Annotated in this window: 11 protein-coding genes, 7 pseudogenes and 1 riboswitch; of the genes and pseudogenes, 13 read left to right on the top strand and 5 right to left on the bottom strand. The window is 42.1% G+C overall.

What is annotated here, in order from left to right; all coding sequences use genetic code 11:
• Positions 1–152: 152 nt before the first annotated feature.
• Both ACYF68_RS01185 and ACYF68_RS01190 read left to right on the top strand, forming a co-directional pair.
• The gene (locus ACYF68_RS01185; RefSeq protein WP_461045134.1) at positions 153–1,232 is read left to right on the top strand and encodes an aldo/keto reductase; all 1,080 of its coding nucleotides are present in this window, start codon (positions 153–155) and stop codon (positions 1,230–1,232) included.
• A 154-nt stretch (positions 1,233–1,386) separates the two neighbouring features.
• The gene (locus tag ACYF68_RS01190; protein ID WP_461045135.1) at positions 1,387–2,280 is read left to right on the top strand and encodes an SDR family NAD(P)-dependent oxidoreductase; all 894 of its coding nucleotides are present in this window, start codon (positions 1,387–1,389) and stop codon (positions 2,278–2,280) included.
• Here the strand turns inward: ACYF68_RS01190 and ACYF68_RS01195 are convergent.
• Positions 2,253–3,958, bottom strand: a pseudogene (locus tag ACYF68_RS01195) (ABC-ATPase domain-containing protein). The gene ACYF68_RS01190 and the pseudogene ACYF68_RS01195 sit on opposite strands and share 28 nt — an antisense overlap.
• 98 nt (positions 3,959–4,056) lie before the next feature.
• A pseudogene (locus tag ACYF68_RS01200) lies at positions 4,057–4,676 on the bottom strand (NAD(P)-dependent oxidoreductase).
• Positions 4,677–5,042: 366 nt separating this feature from the next.
• Here ACYF68_RS01200 and ACYF68_RS01205 point away from each other — a divergent pair.
• The 4 genes and pseudogenes from ACYF68_RS01205 to ACYF68_RS01220 all read left to right on the top strand — a co-directional run.
• Positions 5,043–5,489 (top strand): LytTR family DNA-binding domain-containing protein, encoded by a 447-nt coding sequence (locus ACYF68_RS01205; protein ID WP_461045136.1) that lies wholly within the window; start codon positions 5,043–5,045, stop codon positions 5,487–5,489.
• The gene (locus tag ACYF68_RS01210; RefSeq protein ID WP_461045137.1) at positions 5,486–5,875 is read left to right on the top strand and encodes a DUF3021 family protein; all 390 of its coding nucleotides are present in this window, start codon (positions 5,486–5,488) and stop codon (positions 5,873–5,875) included. The genes ACYF68_RS01205 and ACYF68_RS01210 overlap by 4 nt, the downstream gene beginning before the upstream one ends.
• A 200-nt stretch (positions 5,876–6,075) precedes the next feature.
• A pseudogene (locus ACYF68_RS01215) lies at positions 6,076–7,750 on the top strand (IS1182 family transposase).
• A gap of 103 nt (positions 7,751–7,853) precedes the next feature.
• Positions 7,854–7,991 (top strand): annotated as a pseudogene (locus ACYF68_RS01220) (IS256 family transposase); the annotation flags it as partial.
• Between the two features lie 36 nt (positions 7,992–8,027).
• Here the strand turns inward: ACYF68_RS01220 and ACYF68_RS01225 are convergent.
• A pseudogene (locus ACYF68_RS01225) lies at positions 8,028–8,135 on the bottom strand (universal stress protein); the annotation flags it as partial.
• Between the two features lie 8 nt (positions 8,136–8,143).
• Positions 8,144–8,734 carry a TetR/AcrR family transcriptional regulator gene (locus ACYF68_RS01230; protein ID WP_461045138.1) on the bottom strand — a complete coding sequence of 197 codons (591 nt, stop codon included), beginning with the start codon at positions 8,732–8,734 and terminating at the stop codon, positions 8,144–8,146.
• 143 nt (positions 8,735–8,877) lie between these two features.
• Between ACYF68_RS01230 and ACYF68_RS01235 the strand changes: the two genes are divergently transcribed.
• The 5 genes and pseudogenes from ACYF68_RS01235 to ACYF68_RS01255 all read left to right on the top strand — a co-directional run bounded on the left by ACYF68_RS01235 (position 8,878) and on the right by ACYF68_RS01255 (position 14,328).
• Positions 8,878–10,530, top strand: coding sequence for a YhgE/Pip domain-containing protein (locus ACYF68_RS01235; RefSeq protein ID WP_461045139.1), 1,653 nt, complete (start codon positions 8,878–8,880; stop codon positions 10,528–10,530).
• 79 nt (positions 10,531–10,609) lie between these two features.
• Positions 10,610–10,936 (top strand): hypothetical protein, encoded by a 327-nt coding sequence (locus tag ACYF68_RS01240; RefSeq protein ID WP_461045140.1) that lies wholly within the window; start codon positions 10,610–10,612, stop codon positions 10,934–10,936.
• A 49-nt stretch (positions 10,937–10,985) separates the two neighbouring features.
• A riboswitch (TPP riboswitch) is annotated at positions 10,986–11,088 on the top strand.
• A 175-nt stretch (positions 11,089–11,263) separates the two neighbouring features.
• A pseudogene (locus ACYF68_RS01245) lies at positions 11,264–12,222 on the top strand (IS30 family transposase).
• Between the two features lie 36 nt (positions 12,223–12,258).
• The gene (locus ACYF68_RS01250) at positions 12,259–13,008 is read left to right on the top strand and encodes a 3-oxoacyl-ACP reductase (RefSeq protein ID WP_461045141.1); all 750 of its coding nucleotides are present in this window, start codon (positions 12,259–12,261) and stop codon (positions 13,006–13,008) included.
• Positions 13,009–13,020: 12 nt separating this feature from the next.
• Positions 13,021–14,328, top strand: coding sequence for an NtaA/DmoA family FMN-dependent monooxygenase (locus tag ACYF68_RS01255; protein ID WP_461045142.1), 1,308 nt, complete (start codon positions 13,021–13,023; stop codon positions 14,326–14,328).
• 192 nt (positions 14,329–14,520) lie between these two features.
• On the opposite strand, the gene ACYF68_RS01260 is transcribed toward ACYF68_RS01255, so the two are convergent.
• A complete protein-coding gene (locus ACYF68_RS01260) occupies positions 14,521–14,763 on the bottom strand; it encodes an NAD(P)-dependent oxidoreductase (RefSeq protein WP_461047437.1) in 243 nt (80 codons plus the stop codon).
• Positions 14,764–14,932: 169 nt separating this feature from the next.
• Between ACYF68_RS01260 and ACYF68_RS01265 the strand changes: the two genes are divergently transcribed.
• Entirely contained in the window at positions 14,933–16,681 is a 1,749-nt protein-coding gene (locus ACYF68_RS01265) for a M3 family oligoendopeptidase (protein ID WP_461045143.1), read from the top strand.
• A gap of 108 nt (positions 16,682–16,789) precedes the next feature.
• Positions 16,790–16,927 (top strand): annotated as a pseudogene (locus ACYF68_RS01270) (type I restriction enzyme endonuclease domain-containing protein); the annotation flags it as partial.
• Positions 16,928–17,496 lie beyond the last annotated feature (569 nt).

Below are 17,496 nucleotides of genomic sequence, written 5' to 3' on the forward strand. Positions count from 1 at the left end.
TGCCAATAGTTGTTGCTTGCATGTATTCTAGCATATATCACTTCGGCAGCATATCGAATGAAATGGTTGGATCCTCTGGGTGAGGGGCCATCTCGTCTTCAAGTTTTACTAAATTGAGAGCAGGGTAGAGAAAAAGCAATGGAGGGATGAAGATGGATTATAGACTACTAGGTGATTCTGGTCTGAACGTGTCCAAATATGCACTTGGAACCATTCCGTTCAGCGGAACAAAAGGTTTTGAAGCCGCAGGAGACATGGATCAGAGTACCGCAGATGCGTTGGTCGACTATGCCTTGGAACATGGCATCAACCATTTCGATACTGCGAACCTTTATGCTAAGGGTGATGCTGAAATTGTACTCGGCAAAGCAATCCGGGATAAACGCAAAGATATGGTGATTGCCAGCAAGACGGGTTTCCAATTGACAGATAACCCGAATGATGTCGGTGCGACCCGCATCAATATCGAAGCATCCATTGATGAGACACTCAATAGGCTCGGCACCGACTACCTGGACCTTTATTATGTTCATGTATGGGATGGCCAGGTTTCAGTTGAAGAAACAGTTCTGGCGATGAATGACCTCATCAGAAGAGGCAAGATCAGATATTGGGGCGTGTCCAACTATAGTGGATGGGCATTGGCCAAAACCCACACATTCGCTGTTGAAAATAATTTGATGCCACCAATTGCCCATCAGGTCTATTACACACCTGAATCCCGGGAAGCGGAGTATGAACTGCTGCCTGCAGCAAAGGAACTGGGCATCGGCAATACGATATGGTCACCGCTCGGTGAAGGTCTGTTGACCGGCAAGATTTCAAGAGACAGAAAAGCAGAACCAGGTACCCGCCAAGGTGAGGGTTGGGGAGAACCTTATGTCAAAGATGAAAAACTATTCTTTGATCTTGTCGAAATGCTTCAGGATGTAGCTTCCGAACATAACGCCACTGTTCCTCAAGTCGTCTTGGCCTGGCTGCGGGATAGACCGAATGTCGACTCTATAATTCTCGGTGCAAGGAATAAAGCACAGCTTGAGGAAAATATCGCGTCATACGATTTGCAGCTGACGGATAACGAAATCGTCCAGATAAACGACCTGACGCAACCCGAGCCAATCTATCCGCTATGGCACAGAGCCATGAATGCGATGGACAGGGCTTCTGATGCGGAAAAAACGTATCTCGAAGCATATAATAAGCTTATGGATCAGAAAGATAAAGATTTATAGGATTAAAATGAATGGCGACCTACCCCGAACCTACCCGAACCTACCCGACAGGGGGTTGGATCGTCATTTTTTCTATTATGTCCATTATATTTTTCCTAAATCCTACGCTAAGGTAATATAAGAGTGTAAAACCACTTAAGGAAGGGATGTTCCCATGACAGGACTTATGAAGGATAAAGCAGGGCTCGTCACAGCAGCTGGTTCAGGCATCGGGCGCGCAAGCGCTGTTGCTTTGGCAGAAGCAGGCGCAAAAGTGATGGTATCCGATATCAGTGAAGAAGGCGGCCGGGAAACCGTCAAAATCATAAAAGACAACGGAGGCGAGGCACAATTCTTCAAATGTGATGTCAGTGATGAAGCACAAGTGGAGGCACTGGTGAACGAAACCGTCTCTGCTTTCGGTAAGTTGGATTTTGCCCATAACAATGCCGGCATCAACGCAGGCCAGGTTAAAATAGGCGATATGGACTCAAAAGACTGGGATAAGACCATAAAAATAAACTTATACGGCGTATTCTACTGCGTTAAGCACCAAATCAATGCGATGCTGAAGATAGGTGGCGGCGCCATCGTCAATTCCGCTTCAGGAGCTGGATTGGAGGGCGCGCCGAATATGGTTCCATACACTGCTTCTAAACACGGTGTGGTCGGACTGACGAAATCAGTTGCTCTTGAATACGGCAAACAGAATATAAGGATAAACGCAATTGCCCCGGGGCTGACCATCACTCCGGCCATCGAAGGGTGGGCGGAGAGTCATCCTGAACAGTACAACGGCGTGCTCGAATCCCTGCCTAGAGGTGAGATGGCGACCCCCAGGACCAGGGCAACGCTGTTATGTTCCTATGCTCAGATTTGGCCAGACAGATCAGTGGGGTTACGATACCTGTCGATGGTGGATATACCGCAGGAAAACTGCAGCAATAGAATGTGTGAAACCAAAAAGAAGGATAGATTCGTTGATCGAATCTATCCTTCTTTAATATTGGTTTGTGTACTTTTCATAAAAGTCCTTATAGGTCACCCTTTGATTTTGAAACCGCGATAACGGTTGAGTGCACCGATGAATTCCTGCTTCCTCGGCCGCGCCAAGTTACCGGGATGACCGGAGTAGGGCAAGAGCGCATCCAGTCCATTACGTTCCATATGCTTGTAGACCTGGTCGACGGCCTCGGATAATGTCAGAGTGTCATCCAGTACGTTGTGTCTGAGATAATCGATCATGACTGCAATACAGTTCGTCTGGCTGTCATCTACAAGCTGTTCCAGCCCTGCCAACTCAATCGGCTCCTTGCCATACATTATCGTAGTGCGCCCCTTTGCTTTCAGCCGATCATCTTTTCCGGATTTCGAGAACCCTGACTTCAGTGGAATCCTCTGGCTGATCTCGCTGAATTTCTCGTCTGACATATTTCCTTTTTTATCTGCATCTGACGCAGCAATTTCCTTTGCGGCATCCGTCACGTCTTTCAACCTGTATTCATCCATCATCAGCACCTGGTCCGCCACATCGAAATAATCACCAGAACCGCCTACTATCAGTATGGTCGATACATTTTCCTCATCGTACAATGGCTTTACTTTTTGCGAAAAAGGTGTGATGGGCTCTTTATCAGGGGCAATGAGCTTCTGCATCCGGGCATCGCGGATCATGAAGTTGGTTGCTGAAGTATCCTCATCGATCAATAGAAGGCTAGAATCTGATTCAAGCGCTTCAATCACGTTTGCGGCCTGCGAAGTGCTACCACTCGCATTCTCCGTTGAAAAGGCGTGTGTATCTTTTTTCGCGGGCAAATTATTGATGAATGTACTGATGTTCACCTTTTCGATGTTGCGACCATCTTCCGCCCGGATCTTCGCAGCATCACTCCGTGTAATGACCATCTCACGACCATCTCCTGGAACGTGATTGTAGACACCTCGTTCCAACGCTTGAAGTAGAGTGGACTTGCCATGATAGCCACCCCCGACGATCAGTGTGATGCCTTCAGCAATACCCATACCTGTGACTGTCTTTCCACTTGGGAGATCGATCTGAACTTTGAGGTTTTCTGACTTGAAAACGGCACTGCTCCTTGCAATGGCTTATCTGACACACCGCTAGTGCGGGGCAGGATGGCACCGTTCGCCACAAATGCCACTAGATTCTTTTGATTAAGCACTTGTCGAATATGCATCTGATCGAGCACCAGACTCACTTGCTTCTCAAGTCCTTTCTGGTCAAGGTTCTGATACAGCAGGGAGTCATCTGCAATTTTAGGCAGTATACCAGTAATTATATCCGCTGCTGCCTTGCCCAGAATCCTCCGGCCTGCAGCCGGCAGACCGACTTCGAAGCGTACTTCGAGCTCATGTTCACCGATGACGACAGAAGTCCGCTCCAAAATTTCTTCACCGGGGCGGTCAATCAGGATCTTGATGTTTTTACTGTTCATTTTAGCGCCGTTTTTATGTTTTTTAATACTCTCACCAAATGCACGTGTCAGAAAATCCGCTACTGCTATGATTTTGTCCTTTGAATCGAGCAATTCGGCTGGAATTCCTGCTGTATCACGATTCATTATAATCCGCATTTTGGATGGCGGGGCGTAAGGGTCGACCTGTACGTGATCGATTGCCAGCTTGAAGCGGTCGAACTGATAAGTCCCTTTCAACTGTTTATAGGTGCCGTACTTCTGGCCATCCAATTTGTTCAATGCAGATTTAAGTTGTTCAGCGTTCTTCATACATATGCGCCTCCTGGAAAATATATGTCTATTGTCTATTTAATATTTTAAATAGACCTGTCGTCTGATTAGGGTTGTGCCGTTAGACGCAAGGGGTATTAATACGCCAGTCCTACGCGGCTCCTTATAAATCTATCATCCTGTATCTGGCTGTACGCAAACTCCGCCGTGTCAGGAACAGAAATCATTTTACCACCTTCGGGAAGGTAGTCGCGTTCTGCACGGTATTGGCCCGTATATTCTCCATCGGGCAAGTAGGTAGGGCAGACGATCGTCCAATCAAGTTGGGAGTCTTCAAGGAGGTTGAAGACCTTATGATGTTCCTCTGCTGCCCGTGTCGTTTTTCTTTTCGATTCGTTCGATTGATAACGTAACAATCCGGGCTCTGTCCTGCTGTTCAATATCCCACCAGTCCCGATGGTGATGAGACGTTTTAAGCCTCTTCTTCCATACCTTCTATAACTGAAGGGAGGCCTTCTGAGAGGGTAGTAGTGCCGTCCGTACCAAGTGCACTGATCACCATATCTATACCGTTCATCGCATTCAGTATGTCTGACCTGTTCAGCACATTACCCTCGACAACTGTTAAATTGATGCTTTCCACTTGTATTTTCTCTGCATCACGCACCAGTGCCGTGACTTGGTGCCCGTCGTCAAGTGCATGTTTCAACATATGGCTGCCGACCCGTCCAGTCCCACCTAAAATTAAAATGTTCATTCCAACTCTCCACCTTTTCAATATTTTGCATCAGTTTACTTTAGAACTGATCATATATCCCTTTTTCATCTCTGCTCCTGAATATACCCAATTACATTCTCTTTGATGCTTCTGCCTGTTTCAAATAATCGTGTGCTAGAAGTTAAATATAATTTATCCAATCAAATATTCATCAACTTTTTAAGTACATCATCCACTTCGATTGACCGGTTGCGTATGATTTATGACCGCTTGTACAAAAATGCCTGACAATAGTATTTTTCATTATATACTTGTGTTAACAGCGCAAGAACCTCACTTGTCACTTTCAACCCAGATAAGTGCTTGACGCCACTATAGATGAACCATGCAGTAAGGAGGACTTCCATGAGAACTGAATTGGTAATTGACACGGAGTTAAGCGATGATGAGATTAAGATCCACACAAGTACAGCAAATGTAGGCGCACGCATCATATCCTACATAGATTATTTTACAACCGATAGGGAGAACCTCGTCATCCGCTCGGAAGAGGAGTATTTGATGGTGCAGAAAGCAGACATCATCTGCGCAGAAGTGCAGGGTAGAACGTTGACCATCTACACAAACGATAAACATATTTCGACGACAAACAAAAGTTTGATTGCGTTGATGGAAGAGATGAAATCAGAGACATTTTTGAAAGTATCAAAATCAGGGATGTTGAATATTCAAATGATCGACCGCGTCGAACCTTCATTTTCCGGAAATTTGATCGCGCGCATGAAGAATGATAAAAAAATCAGTATTTCAAGACGCTATGTTGCAGCGTTAAAAGAAAGGTTGGGGATATGATGTTAGCGAATATAATAAAAAATGTTTTAGTTGCTGTCGGCCTTGGGAGTTTCATATATCTTTTGAATGGGGTCTTGGGTCCAGTAGAAACACTGCATCCTCAAGAGATCATCTCAGTATGGATTGCCTCAATGATGATAGGTCTTGTTTCTATGCTGCATTATACAAATTTATCGCAGTTATTCGTTACACTAATCCAAATAGCAGTAGGAATGACTTCATTCACGATAATTGCATTGTTAAACGACTGGATAATGCTTACTTCAGAGGATATTCTATACTATGCAAGTTTGATATTAATCATCATGCTTATCATCTATACCGCCTTCTATTTTATGGCAGTACTGGAAAGCAGGAAGATTAATAGCAAGCTAGGCAATAAATAGGGGAGGTTGGCTGATAATCACGTTAGTGTTTTTTGAGAACAAACTAGAAAGGGGCTGGGACATAAGTCCCGTCCAAAACGGAATCCCCGGGTTAAAATGACGATTTTAACCCGGGGATTCCTATGTATATAAATAAAAGACAAAACAAAAGACACCCTTTATAATGTAAGTAACCACACAAACAGAAAAAGAGGTGCCTTATGTATAAAGATTATAACATGAACCAGATTACACTGCCACTCGATTTGTCGGTCATGATACCGGACGATGACATCGCCGTTGCCGTAAATGCATTGGTAGAAAGCATCCCGGACGCCGAATTCAAAGGCTTTGCGCATGGATACGGCGCCGCATCCTACCATCCGCGGATGATGATGAAGGTCATCCTGTGCAGCTATGCCCAATCCGTGTATTCCGGCCGGAAGATTGAAGCGCTCCTGTCCGACAGCGTCCGGATGATGTGGCTCGCCCAGAATCAGCGGCCGTCCTACCGGACCATCAACCGGTTCCGGGTGCACCCCGATATGGCGGCACTGATCCAGGCCGCGTTCATCCAGTTCAGAATGCAGCTGGAAGCGCATGGTCTGATCGACACCGATGCCCTGTTCATCGACGGAACCAAACTGGAAGCCAATGCCAACAAATATACATTCGTCTTCAAGAAAAGCGTCGCGCAACACCAGGAGAAGCTCCGGGCCCAATCGAAGCTGATGTATGAAACGCTGTATGCAGAGCAGATCGTGCCCGCCCTCCTTGAAGAGTCGGAAACCGTCGTGACGGCCGATCACCTGCACACGATGCACCAGGCGCTGGAGACGGTGGAGGCGGATCTGACGGAGACCATCGATGCGACGGAAGCCGTGGAAGAGAGAAAAGCCAAACGGTCCAAACGGTCCGTCATCCGCAAGGCCAAGAAGAAATGCGCAGATCTGCGGGATCGGGAGCTGAAATACACAGTGCAATTGGAGATACTCGGTGACCGCAACAGCTATTCAAAGACCGATCATGACGCCACGTTCATGCGCATGAAGGACGACCACATGCAGAACGGCCAGCTGAAGGCCGGCTATAATCTCCAGATTGCGACCAGCAATCAGTTTGTGCTCGGATTCGACATCTATCCGAACCCGACGGATACGCGGACATTGAAGCCCTTCCTCCATACGATGCTTGAAGTGTTCCGGCATCTACCTGAAAAGATTGTGGCCGATGCCGGCTACGGCAGTGAGTCCAATTACGAGATGATCATGGATGATTACGGCCGCACGGCATTGATCCCCTACAATACATACCATAAGGAACAGAAGCAGAAGCACCAAACCGATGAAATGCACCCGGACAATTGGCCGTATGATGATGGGAATGATATGTACATCTGCCCGGACGGGCGGCCCCTCCGGTTTGAACGCTATGCCAACCGGACCGACAAATATGGCTACACCCGGGCGTTTAAAATGTATGCATCAAAAGATTGTACCGGATGCCCACTGTATGATCGGTGCATCCAGAAGCGACAGGCAGACCACCAAACGCATCCAAAAGAATATGAACCTGGACTACTTCAGGGCCCAGGCGAAAAAGCAGCTTTCAGTTGAAGGGCACCGCAGCATCTATCAGCAGCGCAAGGTAGATGTCGAGACGGTTTTCGGCAATTTGAAGGCCAATTTGGCGTTCCGTCGATTTTCACTCCGCGGGAGACGCAAGATGAAAATCGAAATCGGCCTCGCATTATTGGCCGGGAACCTCCGGAAGTTCACCCGAATGGTGCGCACTGCTTTGGAAACAGACACAAAAAATGGCGATCCATCCGCTTATCGGGATGAATCGCCATTTTTCTTAGTGTTCAGGGACCTTTATGTCCCAGCCCCTTTCTAGAGAGCGTAAAATAGTTTGTGTAAATGGATAAATAGAAAAAGGGAGCCCCTTTCTTGTAGAATTGAGTCACCACAACACACCCCAAGAAAAGAGGACTTCCCTTATGGATCATTTTACATCAGATATTATTCAGGCTCTAGTAAAAAAAGAAGATGTCACAGAAATCTTCCGCAGCCACCTGGAAACGGCGGTGAACACATTACTGAAAACCGAATTGACTGCATTCCTGGACTACAAAGAATGCCTGCTTACCAGTCGAGTAATCAGGCATTTTATGCTATTTGATAATCATCACAGGTGTATTGATGCGTTTTGCAGCCTTATGAGTTACATGACCAAGGACATGTTTAATATCCATTTTAAAACGTTTGTTGCCCATTACTACCCAGCGCATCAGATCCCCACGGTTTTGAATACACCATTTATCGTAAATGTTTCAATAAACATTGCCATCACTTCAATTGACTCTTCACAGCCGCCTTTGAGCCATTTTAAAAGTATACCAATATGGGCGTTTGTGATGTAAGTAATCAAATAATCAGTAAATATTTCAGAATCCAGTTCAACACCGAATTCTCTGCTTTTCACTTTATAAAAATCAAACATATGCTGTGAAAAATATTTTGCAAGTTCTGCGCTGCCGAGACTATTTGCAATAACGAGTACGCGTTTGCGGTTATCTTTAAGATACTGGAACACTTTCAGAATAGTATTGTTAAGATTGTTCTCATCCACATCTTTAAAACTGCTACCTGTAATATTTTTGTAAAGCAGCTGTTCAATATCCGTCATCATCGAATTTTGATAACTTTCTATCAGTTCGTATTTATCTTTATAATAAGTATAAAATGTTCCCCGGTTAATCATGGCTTCTGAACTGATGTCCTGGATGGTTATGCTTTCAAACGACTTTTTCTCAAGTAGGGTAATGATGGCATTGTCAATTGCATTTAGTGTTTTCTGCACTCTTAAATCTTTTTTCAAAAATAAACAACCTTTCTATACAATGTGTTGGTTATCCCACAAAAAAAGATATATCAACCATTGAAGAATAATTTAATCGCCTTATAATGAGTTATTGTACAACGTGTACGATAACTTTAACACAAAAAATGAAGGATGATTAAATGTTACAGGATTTTAAATTTGTATTTAAAAAACCGTTGTTATTAATATCTCTTGCAGTCATCTCACTGTTTCCGGTTATATATTCATTGACATTTCTCGGTGCAATGTGGGACCCATATGACCACACAGGAGATATGCAGTTCCATATAGTAAATGAAGATGCTGGCAACGAAGATATAGAGCTCGGAAAAGAAATCGAAGCTGAGCTGAAAGATAACGACCAGCTGGACTGGCAATTTTCTACTCTGGAAAAAGCAGAAGAAGCAATTAAAAGCGGAGAATCATACGGATATCTGGAAATCCCCGCAGATGCTTCTGATAATGCCATGACCTTCTTAAGCGAATCGCCGGAAAATGTAAACCTTAAACTAAAGACAAATCCGGGATTCAATTTCATCGGTTCAATCATGTCTGAACAAGTCGGTTCAGTCTTGGTCGAGACAGTTCAAAAAGAAATTACAGAAACATATACCAAAACATTGATTAGCGAACTCGGCAGTTTGTCCGACCAGAGTGATGAGGCACAAGATGCCATTGCTGAGCTGAAGAACGGTGCAGTCGAGCTTGACGATGGACTTGGCCAGCTCGAAGACAGCTCAGCGCAGTTAACAGAAGGCGCAGACGACCTTGAAAGCGGCGCTTCGCAAGTCAGCGAGGGAGCAGCAACACTGTATAATGGTGAACAGCAATTTACAGAACAGATCACTCAGCTGGCACCAATGCTTGGAAATTACGCACAGCCGGTTCAAGGTGCACAGTCAGAACTTGAAAATGGAGCAGGCCAGTTAAATGAATCCAGCACACAGCTTGCTGGCGGCGCTTCTGAATTGAATTCAGGTATTGTGCAAATGAACGGCGGTATCAGCGAGTTGAAAGCAGGCTCCAGCGAAATGGCAGAATCACTTACAGAGGTTGATACCAGATTTAACGAGCTGCTTGCGGACATAGAAGAACAGAATATTGTTTTCACTGATGAGGGAGCAGAAGCGATTGCAAGTCCTGTTAACCTGGATATTGAGTCCATGGTGGATACACAAAACTATGCGCAGAGTTTTGCACCGTTAGTTATTGCAGTCAGTCTGTATATCGGAGCTATTACATTTAACGTTGTTTACCCGATGAATAAAATATTCGAAAATAAGAAAAATGTATTCAGCCAGTGGCTCAGCCGCGGTCTGCTGTTTTTATCTCACTCGGTAATCATTACAACTCTGCTGTATGCTACAATTGTCTGGATAATGCAGATTGAGATTGCCAGCCACTGGAGATTTTACTTTGCGATGCTTGTATGGTCACTCGTTTCCATTTCCATTATAGGATTGCTGGTAATGATATTCGGCAACTTCGGCAAATTCCTCGGAATCGTACTGCTGATTGTACAGTTATCATCAAGCGGCGGAACTTTCCCGATAGAAACTGCAAACAATTTCTATCAAACGCTTTATGAATTCCTGCCGATGGCATTCGTCGTGTCCGGCTTTAAAGATGCGATTTTCGGCCAGGCATTTAACATGGAATTCAGCACAATAATGTATACCCTGCTTGCAACAGCTGCTGGTGCTTACCTGCTCGTATTGTTAGTATTATGGCTGAAAGATAAATTCCCTAAGTATGAAGAAAAAGCGAATAAAATGGCCAAATTTGAAAACTAAAAGTTCAGCCCGCTGACCGAGCGGGCTTTTTTTCTGCAAAAATTCTCCAGTAATGTACACCTACTGAGGATTGTATGATATGAGACGGAAACAAATTGATGAAACTCAAGATTCCGGAGTTATTGTATGGAGGGGTTCTTCAAATAAAATAGATAAGCGTTTTATTTATTCTATTTTATTGTTTATTGCAATTGTACTGATTGGTGCGACTTTAAGATCGCCAATCTCTCCTGCCAGGCTGCTTGTACCATTCTTTACCGAAGAACTGAATAGAAGCACTACTATGGTTGGTTTTATGAATATTCTGCTGCTCGGCGTTTTTGGTTTGTTCTCACCGTTCATTCCGAAAATCTCCAAAAAATACGGTATGGAATTTACACTGATGATTTCCATGATCGTTTTGTGATTTACTTGACGTATCTTTGTAAAGTACTACAATGAGGTTAAATAGAATAGATTCGCACTAGGGGCGTTTTTATAAACTGAGATGAGGGTAACCTCAGACCCTTTGAACCTGATCTAGTTAAAACTGGCGTAGGAAAGTGTTACATCGATACAGTTGTATATCTATGTCCTTGTGGGCATATAAATTACTCTCGATACGTAACTTTCCTATGAAGGTTGCGTATTTTTTATTCCGCCGATTGTAAAATTAAGCTAGACACATAAAACGGTCACACATGATACACTCAAAATGGTTTTCCGACAAAAGAAATCATAGGAGTGATCATGCATGACCGACACCCATATTACCACGGATGAATTAGTATTCATAGAAGCCTATTTCCGACACGGAACTACCGTGGCTCAGATTGCGAAACGGCTCGGACGTGCCCGGCAGACTATCCACAATGTCATCACGCATTTCAAGGCCGGGCACACCGCCATCGACTACTATCAGCGCTATAAAGAAAATAAGAAGCGATGTGGTAGAAAACAAAGTGTCTTGCCGACCAGTCAACGGAAGTACATCGAAGAGAAGGTCGCTCAGGGCTGGACACCGGATGTGATCGTCGGCCGGCAGGAGATGCCAATTGACTGCTCGGGTCGCACGCTGTATCGGATGTTCAAACGGGAAACCTTTGATGCGGCCAAGCTGCCAATGCAGGGCAAGCGAAAACCGAATGGCCATCAGGAACGCCGGGCAGACAAGCCTTCAGGCGTAATATCTCTGAAAGAGTGGATGACTATCCCACTTTCAATGAAGCGTTCGGCCACCTTGAAGGCGACACCATTGTCGGTGTCCGTCACAAGAGTGCGGTCATCACGCTGGTTGAGCGTCTGTCAAAAGCCATCATCACATTAAAACCCAAAGGCAGAACCGCACTGGATATTGAGTCTGCCATTAATACATGGTGTCAACAGATGCCTAGAAACCTATTCAAATCCATCACCTTCGATTGTGGCAAGGAGTTCTCCAACTGGCAGTCGATGAGCAATCGAAATGATCTATCCATCTACTTTGCCGATCCGGGCACACCATCACAGCGGGGGTTAAACGAACATTCCAATGGCTTGCTCAGAAGGGATGGCCTGCCTAAAGATATGGATTTCAACACGGTCGACCAAGCTTTTATCTCATCGGTTGCCGCCAGAAGAAACCATATCCCAAGAAAATCATTGAACTATCGTACACCATTGGAAGTCTTTTTGGGTTACATGGGTGAGAAAGAACTGTCTAGCTTATTTTGACAAACGAAATTCTAAAAAATTATAGGAGTGATTTATTTGACAAGGACAGTTTTAGTAACGGGAAGCGGAAGAGGACTTGGCAGCTATATCGTAAAAGCGCTAAGTGAAAAAGGCTTTAATGTCATAATTAACTACAACAACAGTAAAGAAGAGTCGGAGAAGTTAAAAAAAGAAATTGGAGCACAAGCCATTGCGATTCAAGCGGACATTACAGACCGTCAAGCAGTTGAACAGTTAGTTAAAAAAGGAACTGAACATTTGGCCAAGATTGATGTTGTTGTAAACAATGCACTCGTTAATTTTAAATTTGATCCAACCACTCAAAAAGCATTTAAAGATTTAACTTATAAAGATTACGAGCAACAGTTAGACGGGACACTAAAAGCTGCATTCAACGTATCACAAAGTGTAATACCACAGTTTTTAGAACGTAAAGACGGTGCAATTATCAGTATTGGAACGAATCTATATCAAAATCCTGTAGTACCATATCACGAGTACACTACTGCAAAAGCTGCTTTAATTGGATTCACCAGAAACGTTGCAGCAGAACTTGGACAGTATGGTATCCGAGCAAATGTTGTTTCTGGCGGTTTACTGAAAACAACAGACGCAAGTGCAGTCACAACACCAGAAGTATTTGATTTAATCGCACAGTCCACACCATTGAGAAAAGTAACAACACCACAAGACGTTGCTAATATGGTTGTTTATCTTTGTTCTGAGGCAGCAGATGGGATTACAGGACAAAACATCACGGTAGACGGCGGACTTACTATGAACTAGGCGGTATATATTATGAATAATTCTAAACAGTTAAATATAGGAATTTTAATGTATGGTGTGGGTCATCATCAGGCAGCATGGTTAGAAGATGATTCGAGTGTCAATGAATTCACGACAATTGATTATTATGAAAATCTGGCAAAAATTGCAGAACGCGGAAAATTTGATGCCGTATTTTTTGCAGATTCACAAGCCTTCCCCGCAGATAGTCCAACAGAATTACCAGCGAGTTATTTTGACCCAGTTGTTGCATTAACTGCTATGAGTAAAGTCACAGATAACGTTGGACTAGTTTCAACTATTTCAGGTACATTTAATAACCCATTTACCACAGCAAGACAGTTACTCACACTGCAACACATAACAAAAGGACGCATGGGATGGAATCTAGTGACATCAATGACCGACCGCGAAGCACAAAACCACAGTATACCTGAATTGCCTGAGAGAGCCGTTCGTTATAAGAAAGCGGATGAATTTGCTGAAGTCATGAATAAATTATTTGAATCGTGGTCAATTGAAAGCTACAAGCCAGATAAAGAAAATGACACAATTACTAAAAATAAAAATATTCAGCCATTCAATCACAATGGTGAAAACTTCCAAGTTAAAGGTCCACTAACTTTACCTTTAAGAAAAGAGGGTAAGCCAGTGGCTATGCAAGCCGGGGCTTCAAAAGAAGGTGTTGCACTTGCTGCGAAATATGCTGATGCTGTCTATTCAGTTTCTTGGAACTTAAGACAAGCAAATATTTATCGTGAAAAATTAAATCAAGCCATAAAAGAAAGCCGTCGTCCACACAACTATATCAAAGTATTTCCCGGACTAGTGACTTACGTGGGTAAAACGAAAGAAGAAGCGCAAGAAAAGAAAGCAAAATTAGATAACCTACTTCCAATTGATACTGCACTTAATCAGCTCGAATTCTTTATTCAACAAGATACAAAATCATGGAAACTCGACGAAAAAGTACCAAAATTGCCGCCAGTCGAAGAATTCAAAGGACCTGTTGGACGTTATCAAACTGTTTTAGAAATTATAGAAGACAGAGATCCCACAGTCAGAGAACTACTTGGTTATCTCAACGCTGGGGGTGGACATTTAACACTCATTGGCACACCTGAAGAAATTGTCGATGAATTAGAAAGATGGATGAATGAAGGTGCCGCAGATGGATTTAACTTGATGCCTCCAACACTCCCAGGAAGTCTTGAAGACTTTGTCGACTTAGTCATCCCGGAAATGCAAAAACGCGGTATTTTTAGAAGAGATTATAACGGTGAAACGTTTAGAGAAATGCTGGAACTCGATAAGTATTAAGCTGAATGATTCATAGGTACACCTCAATTTTGCATTGTGTTTTTATATTGAGGCTGGGACATAAATATCTCCAGAAAAAATAATAACTTTTGAGAACTTATGTCCCCGAGCCCCAAGTGCGAAGGTTATAAGGGCTGAATTGCTTATTAATATCCCGGTAAGCGAGGATGAAGTCAAAACTCACAAAAAACATTAACAGCTGAGACTCAGGTTTTCGCTTATATAAATTAATTTGTCTAGATTATATTTGACTAGAAATTTAAAACATTTTCCAATATACAGCGTTAAGACAACTTTCTTCATGCCAATTAAATTACTATTCATCTTTAACTCTTCATAGACATCAATCGCAGAACCTTTAATTTTCTTCTTTTTAAGCACTTCGACAAGGGTCATCTCATCTGCAATCCTAACTCTTGTTGTGTTAATTAAAATCGCATTTTCTTATTAGCTAAAATTCTACAAATATTGCTCTTCTTTTTATCGTTTAGCATAGTACATGCTCGGACTATTAATGTATATCAACGTGATTAATGTTTCTCTGCATTCATTTCCTGTATGATAAAAAATAAATACAGTTTTAATATAGAGAGGAAGGTAATTGATGAACTACAAAGAAAAATGGGATATGGAGAGTATATTTCCTGGTGGAAGTGGATCTGAAGCTTTCCAAAAACGATTATCAGAAGTAAGAGATAGTATTACAGCTTTTTCACACGAACTCGATAATTGGGAGCTGGACGAACATTCAAATGATTTTACGTCACTGAAAAGAATCTTACAAAACTATGAAAAAATTTCAAACGCGCTTAGTGAGATGGGGAGTTTTGCGAATGGTTTAGTATCTGCAGATGTTACCGATCAAAAAGCACTGCAGAATTTAAATGCGGTTGCGAACTTACGTAAAGATCTCTTGTCACAGAATATTATTTTAAATAAAAAGATCAGTGCACTGACTGAAGATCAATTTAGCAAGCTGTTAGAGGAAGATTTCTTTAAACCAATGCGTTTCCCGTTAGAAGAAATACGACAAAAAGAAAAAGATTTACTGTCAACTCAAGAAGAAACAATCATCAATCATTTATCACTAGATGGCTTACAGGGCTGGAATAATATGTACAATCAACTCGTCGCTTCTATTCAAATTCCAGTAACTGAAGATGATGAAACCGTTTATTATTCAGCGGGTCAATTTGAAAACAAGATGAAGTCAGAACAAAATCCAAAACATCGTGAAAAACTTTTAAAAACTTGGGAAGAAACATGGAAGGAAAAAGCTGATTTATTCTCTACAACGCTAAATCATTTATCAGGATTCCGCTTAAACGACTATGAACTTCACGACTATAAAGATTATATGAAAGTACCACTAGACTACAACCGTATGGAGGAAGAAACTCTCGATACGATGTGGGATACTATTACAAAAAATAAAACACCTTTCAAAAAATACTTTGAACGAAAGGCACAACTCATTGGTGTTGATCGATTAGGATGGCTCGATGTTTCAGCAAGTGTTGATGTGGGAGATTATACGAGCAAGCGATATACGTATAATGAAGCAGCAAGATTTATTATCGATAACTTTAAATCATTCAGTCCAAAAATGGCAGAGATGGCACGTCGAGCTTTTGAAGAGCAGTGGATTGAAGCGGAAGATCGCGCAGGAAAACGCCCAGGTGGATACTGTTCAAATCTTCCTGAATCTAAACAGTCACGTATTTTTATGACTTTTGCTGGTAGCACAAGCAACGTGTCAACACTCGCACATGAACTCGGACACGCATTCCATAGTTATGTCTTACGTGATTTACCACTATTCAACCAACGTTACGCAATGAACGTTGCAGAGACAGCTTCTACATTTGCAGAACTTGTTGTGTCAAATGCAACAATTGAAAATGCAACGTCAGATGCAGAAAAAATCAACTTACTAGATGAAAAAATTGCTAGAAGTGCGACTTTTATGATGAATATCCATGCACGTTATATCTTTGAACGCAATTTATATGATGAACGTCAACAAGGAACTGTAGACAGCAACAGACTGCAGGAACTGATGGAAGACGCACAAAAAGAAGCCTATCAAGATGAACTGCGTTCATACCATCCAATGTTCTGGGCAACAAAGCTACATTTCCATATTACAGGTGTACCTTTCTATAATTTCCCATACACATTTGGATACTTTTTCAGCTTAGGTATATACAATCGTTTCTTAGAAGACGAAACGTTACTTGAAGATGACTATATTGCACTTCTTCGTGATACTGCAAGCATGACTACAGAAGACCTTGCTGAAAAGCACTTAAATGTTGACCTAAGAAAACCAGACTTTGGCAGGAAGCGCTGAATTCAGTGCATAAAGATATTGAAGAATTTTTAGAACTAACAGAATCATATGTTTAATTTATATACGATAACTTTTTATTCAATTAAACAAATAAGTGTTGATTAGCATAAGCGAGAAAGTACTCAAGCTAAAATGAGGGTGAAGATGAGAAGATTAATCAAGAAGTATGGCTATTCACCGGATCTTCAGAAGATAGCAGTTGATAATATCGTTGATCAAGCAGAGCTTATGGCAAATAGTCTATAAATATTTTCTGTTCTCATAAATAGTGTACTGGAGCTAAAGCTGTAGTACACTTTTCTTTATATCTCAACTTTCATATCATTATTATATTCCATATTTTTATCAGGCTCATCTAATTTCTTTAATATCATTCTTTATTCTGGTTTTTGTAAATGAAAGTGATATGTATTACTATTAACTGTTCTAAACTATATATTCATTCGTATCATTATAGTTTTAAATGATTAAAAAAACAAAAATACTAGCATCTTATAATTTTAATTCCAATTTCCTTTTTGAGTTTAATTCGATTGCTTCTCTACTTAAAACTTTCCTCGACATAAACAGTTCACTGGTGATTATGCCGAGCGTATTATAAATTTTTATCTGCTTGTACTTGTACCTTGAAGGAAAAATAACTTCCAATCATCCCCATACTTAATCCAAACTGAACTCTGGTGACTTACTTTATTTGTTGTTTTATTATGAAGTATATACGTACATAATCTACTCTCTGTCGAAAGATCCTGAAACATAAAGTCCATTGAAATATAAGCAGCATTTCCACTTAAAGATTCTTAGATTATTTCTAA

Source organism: Salinicoccus sp. CNSTN-B1 (assembly GCF_054792835.1).

Excerpts from the sequence above, each read along its gene's own strand:
- ACYF68_RS01185 (WP_461045134.1), top strand. The coding sequence starts at position 153 with ATGGATTATAGACTACTAGGTGATTCTGGTCTGAACGTGTCCAAATAT.
- ACYF68_RS01190 (WP_461045135.1), top strand. The coding sequence starts at position 1,387 with ATGACAGGACTTATGAAGGATAAAGCAGGGCTCGTCACAGCAGCTGGT.
- ACYF68_RS01205 (WP_461045136.1), top strand. The coding sequence starts at position 5,043 with ATGAGAACTGAATTGGTAATTGACACGGAGTTAAGCGATGATGAGATT.
- ACYF68_RS01210 (WP_461045137.1), top strand. The coding sequence starts at position 5,486 with ATGATGTTAGCGAATATAATAAAAAATGTTTTAGTTGCTGTCGGCCTT.
- ACYF68_RS01235 (WP_461045139.1), top strand. The coding sequence starts at position 8,878 with ATGTTACAGGATTTTAAATTTGTATTTAAAAAACCGTTGTTATTAATA.
- ACYF68_RS01240 (WP_461045140.1), top strand. The coding sequence starts at position 10,610 with ATGAGACGGAAACAAATTGATGAAACTCAAGATTCCGGAGTTATTGTA.
- ACYF68_RS01255 (WP_461045142.1), top strand. The coding sequence starts at position 13,021 with ATGAATAATTCTAAACAGTTAAATATAGGAATTTTAATGTATGGTGTG.
- ACYF68_RS01265 (WP_461045143.1), top strand. The coding sequence starts at position 14,933 with ATGAACTACAAAGAAAAATGGGATATGGAGAGTATATTTCCTGGTGGA.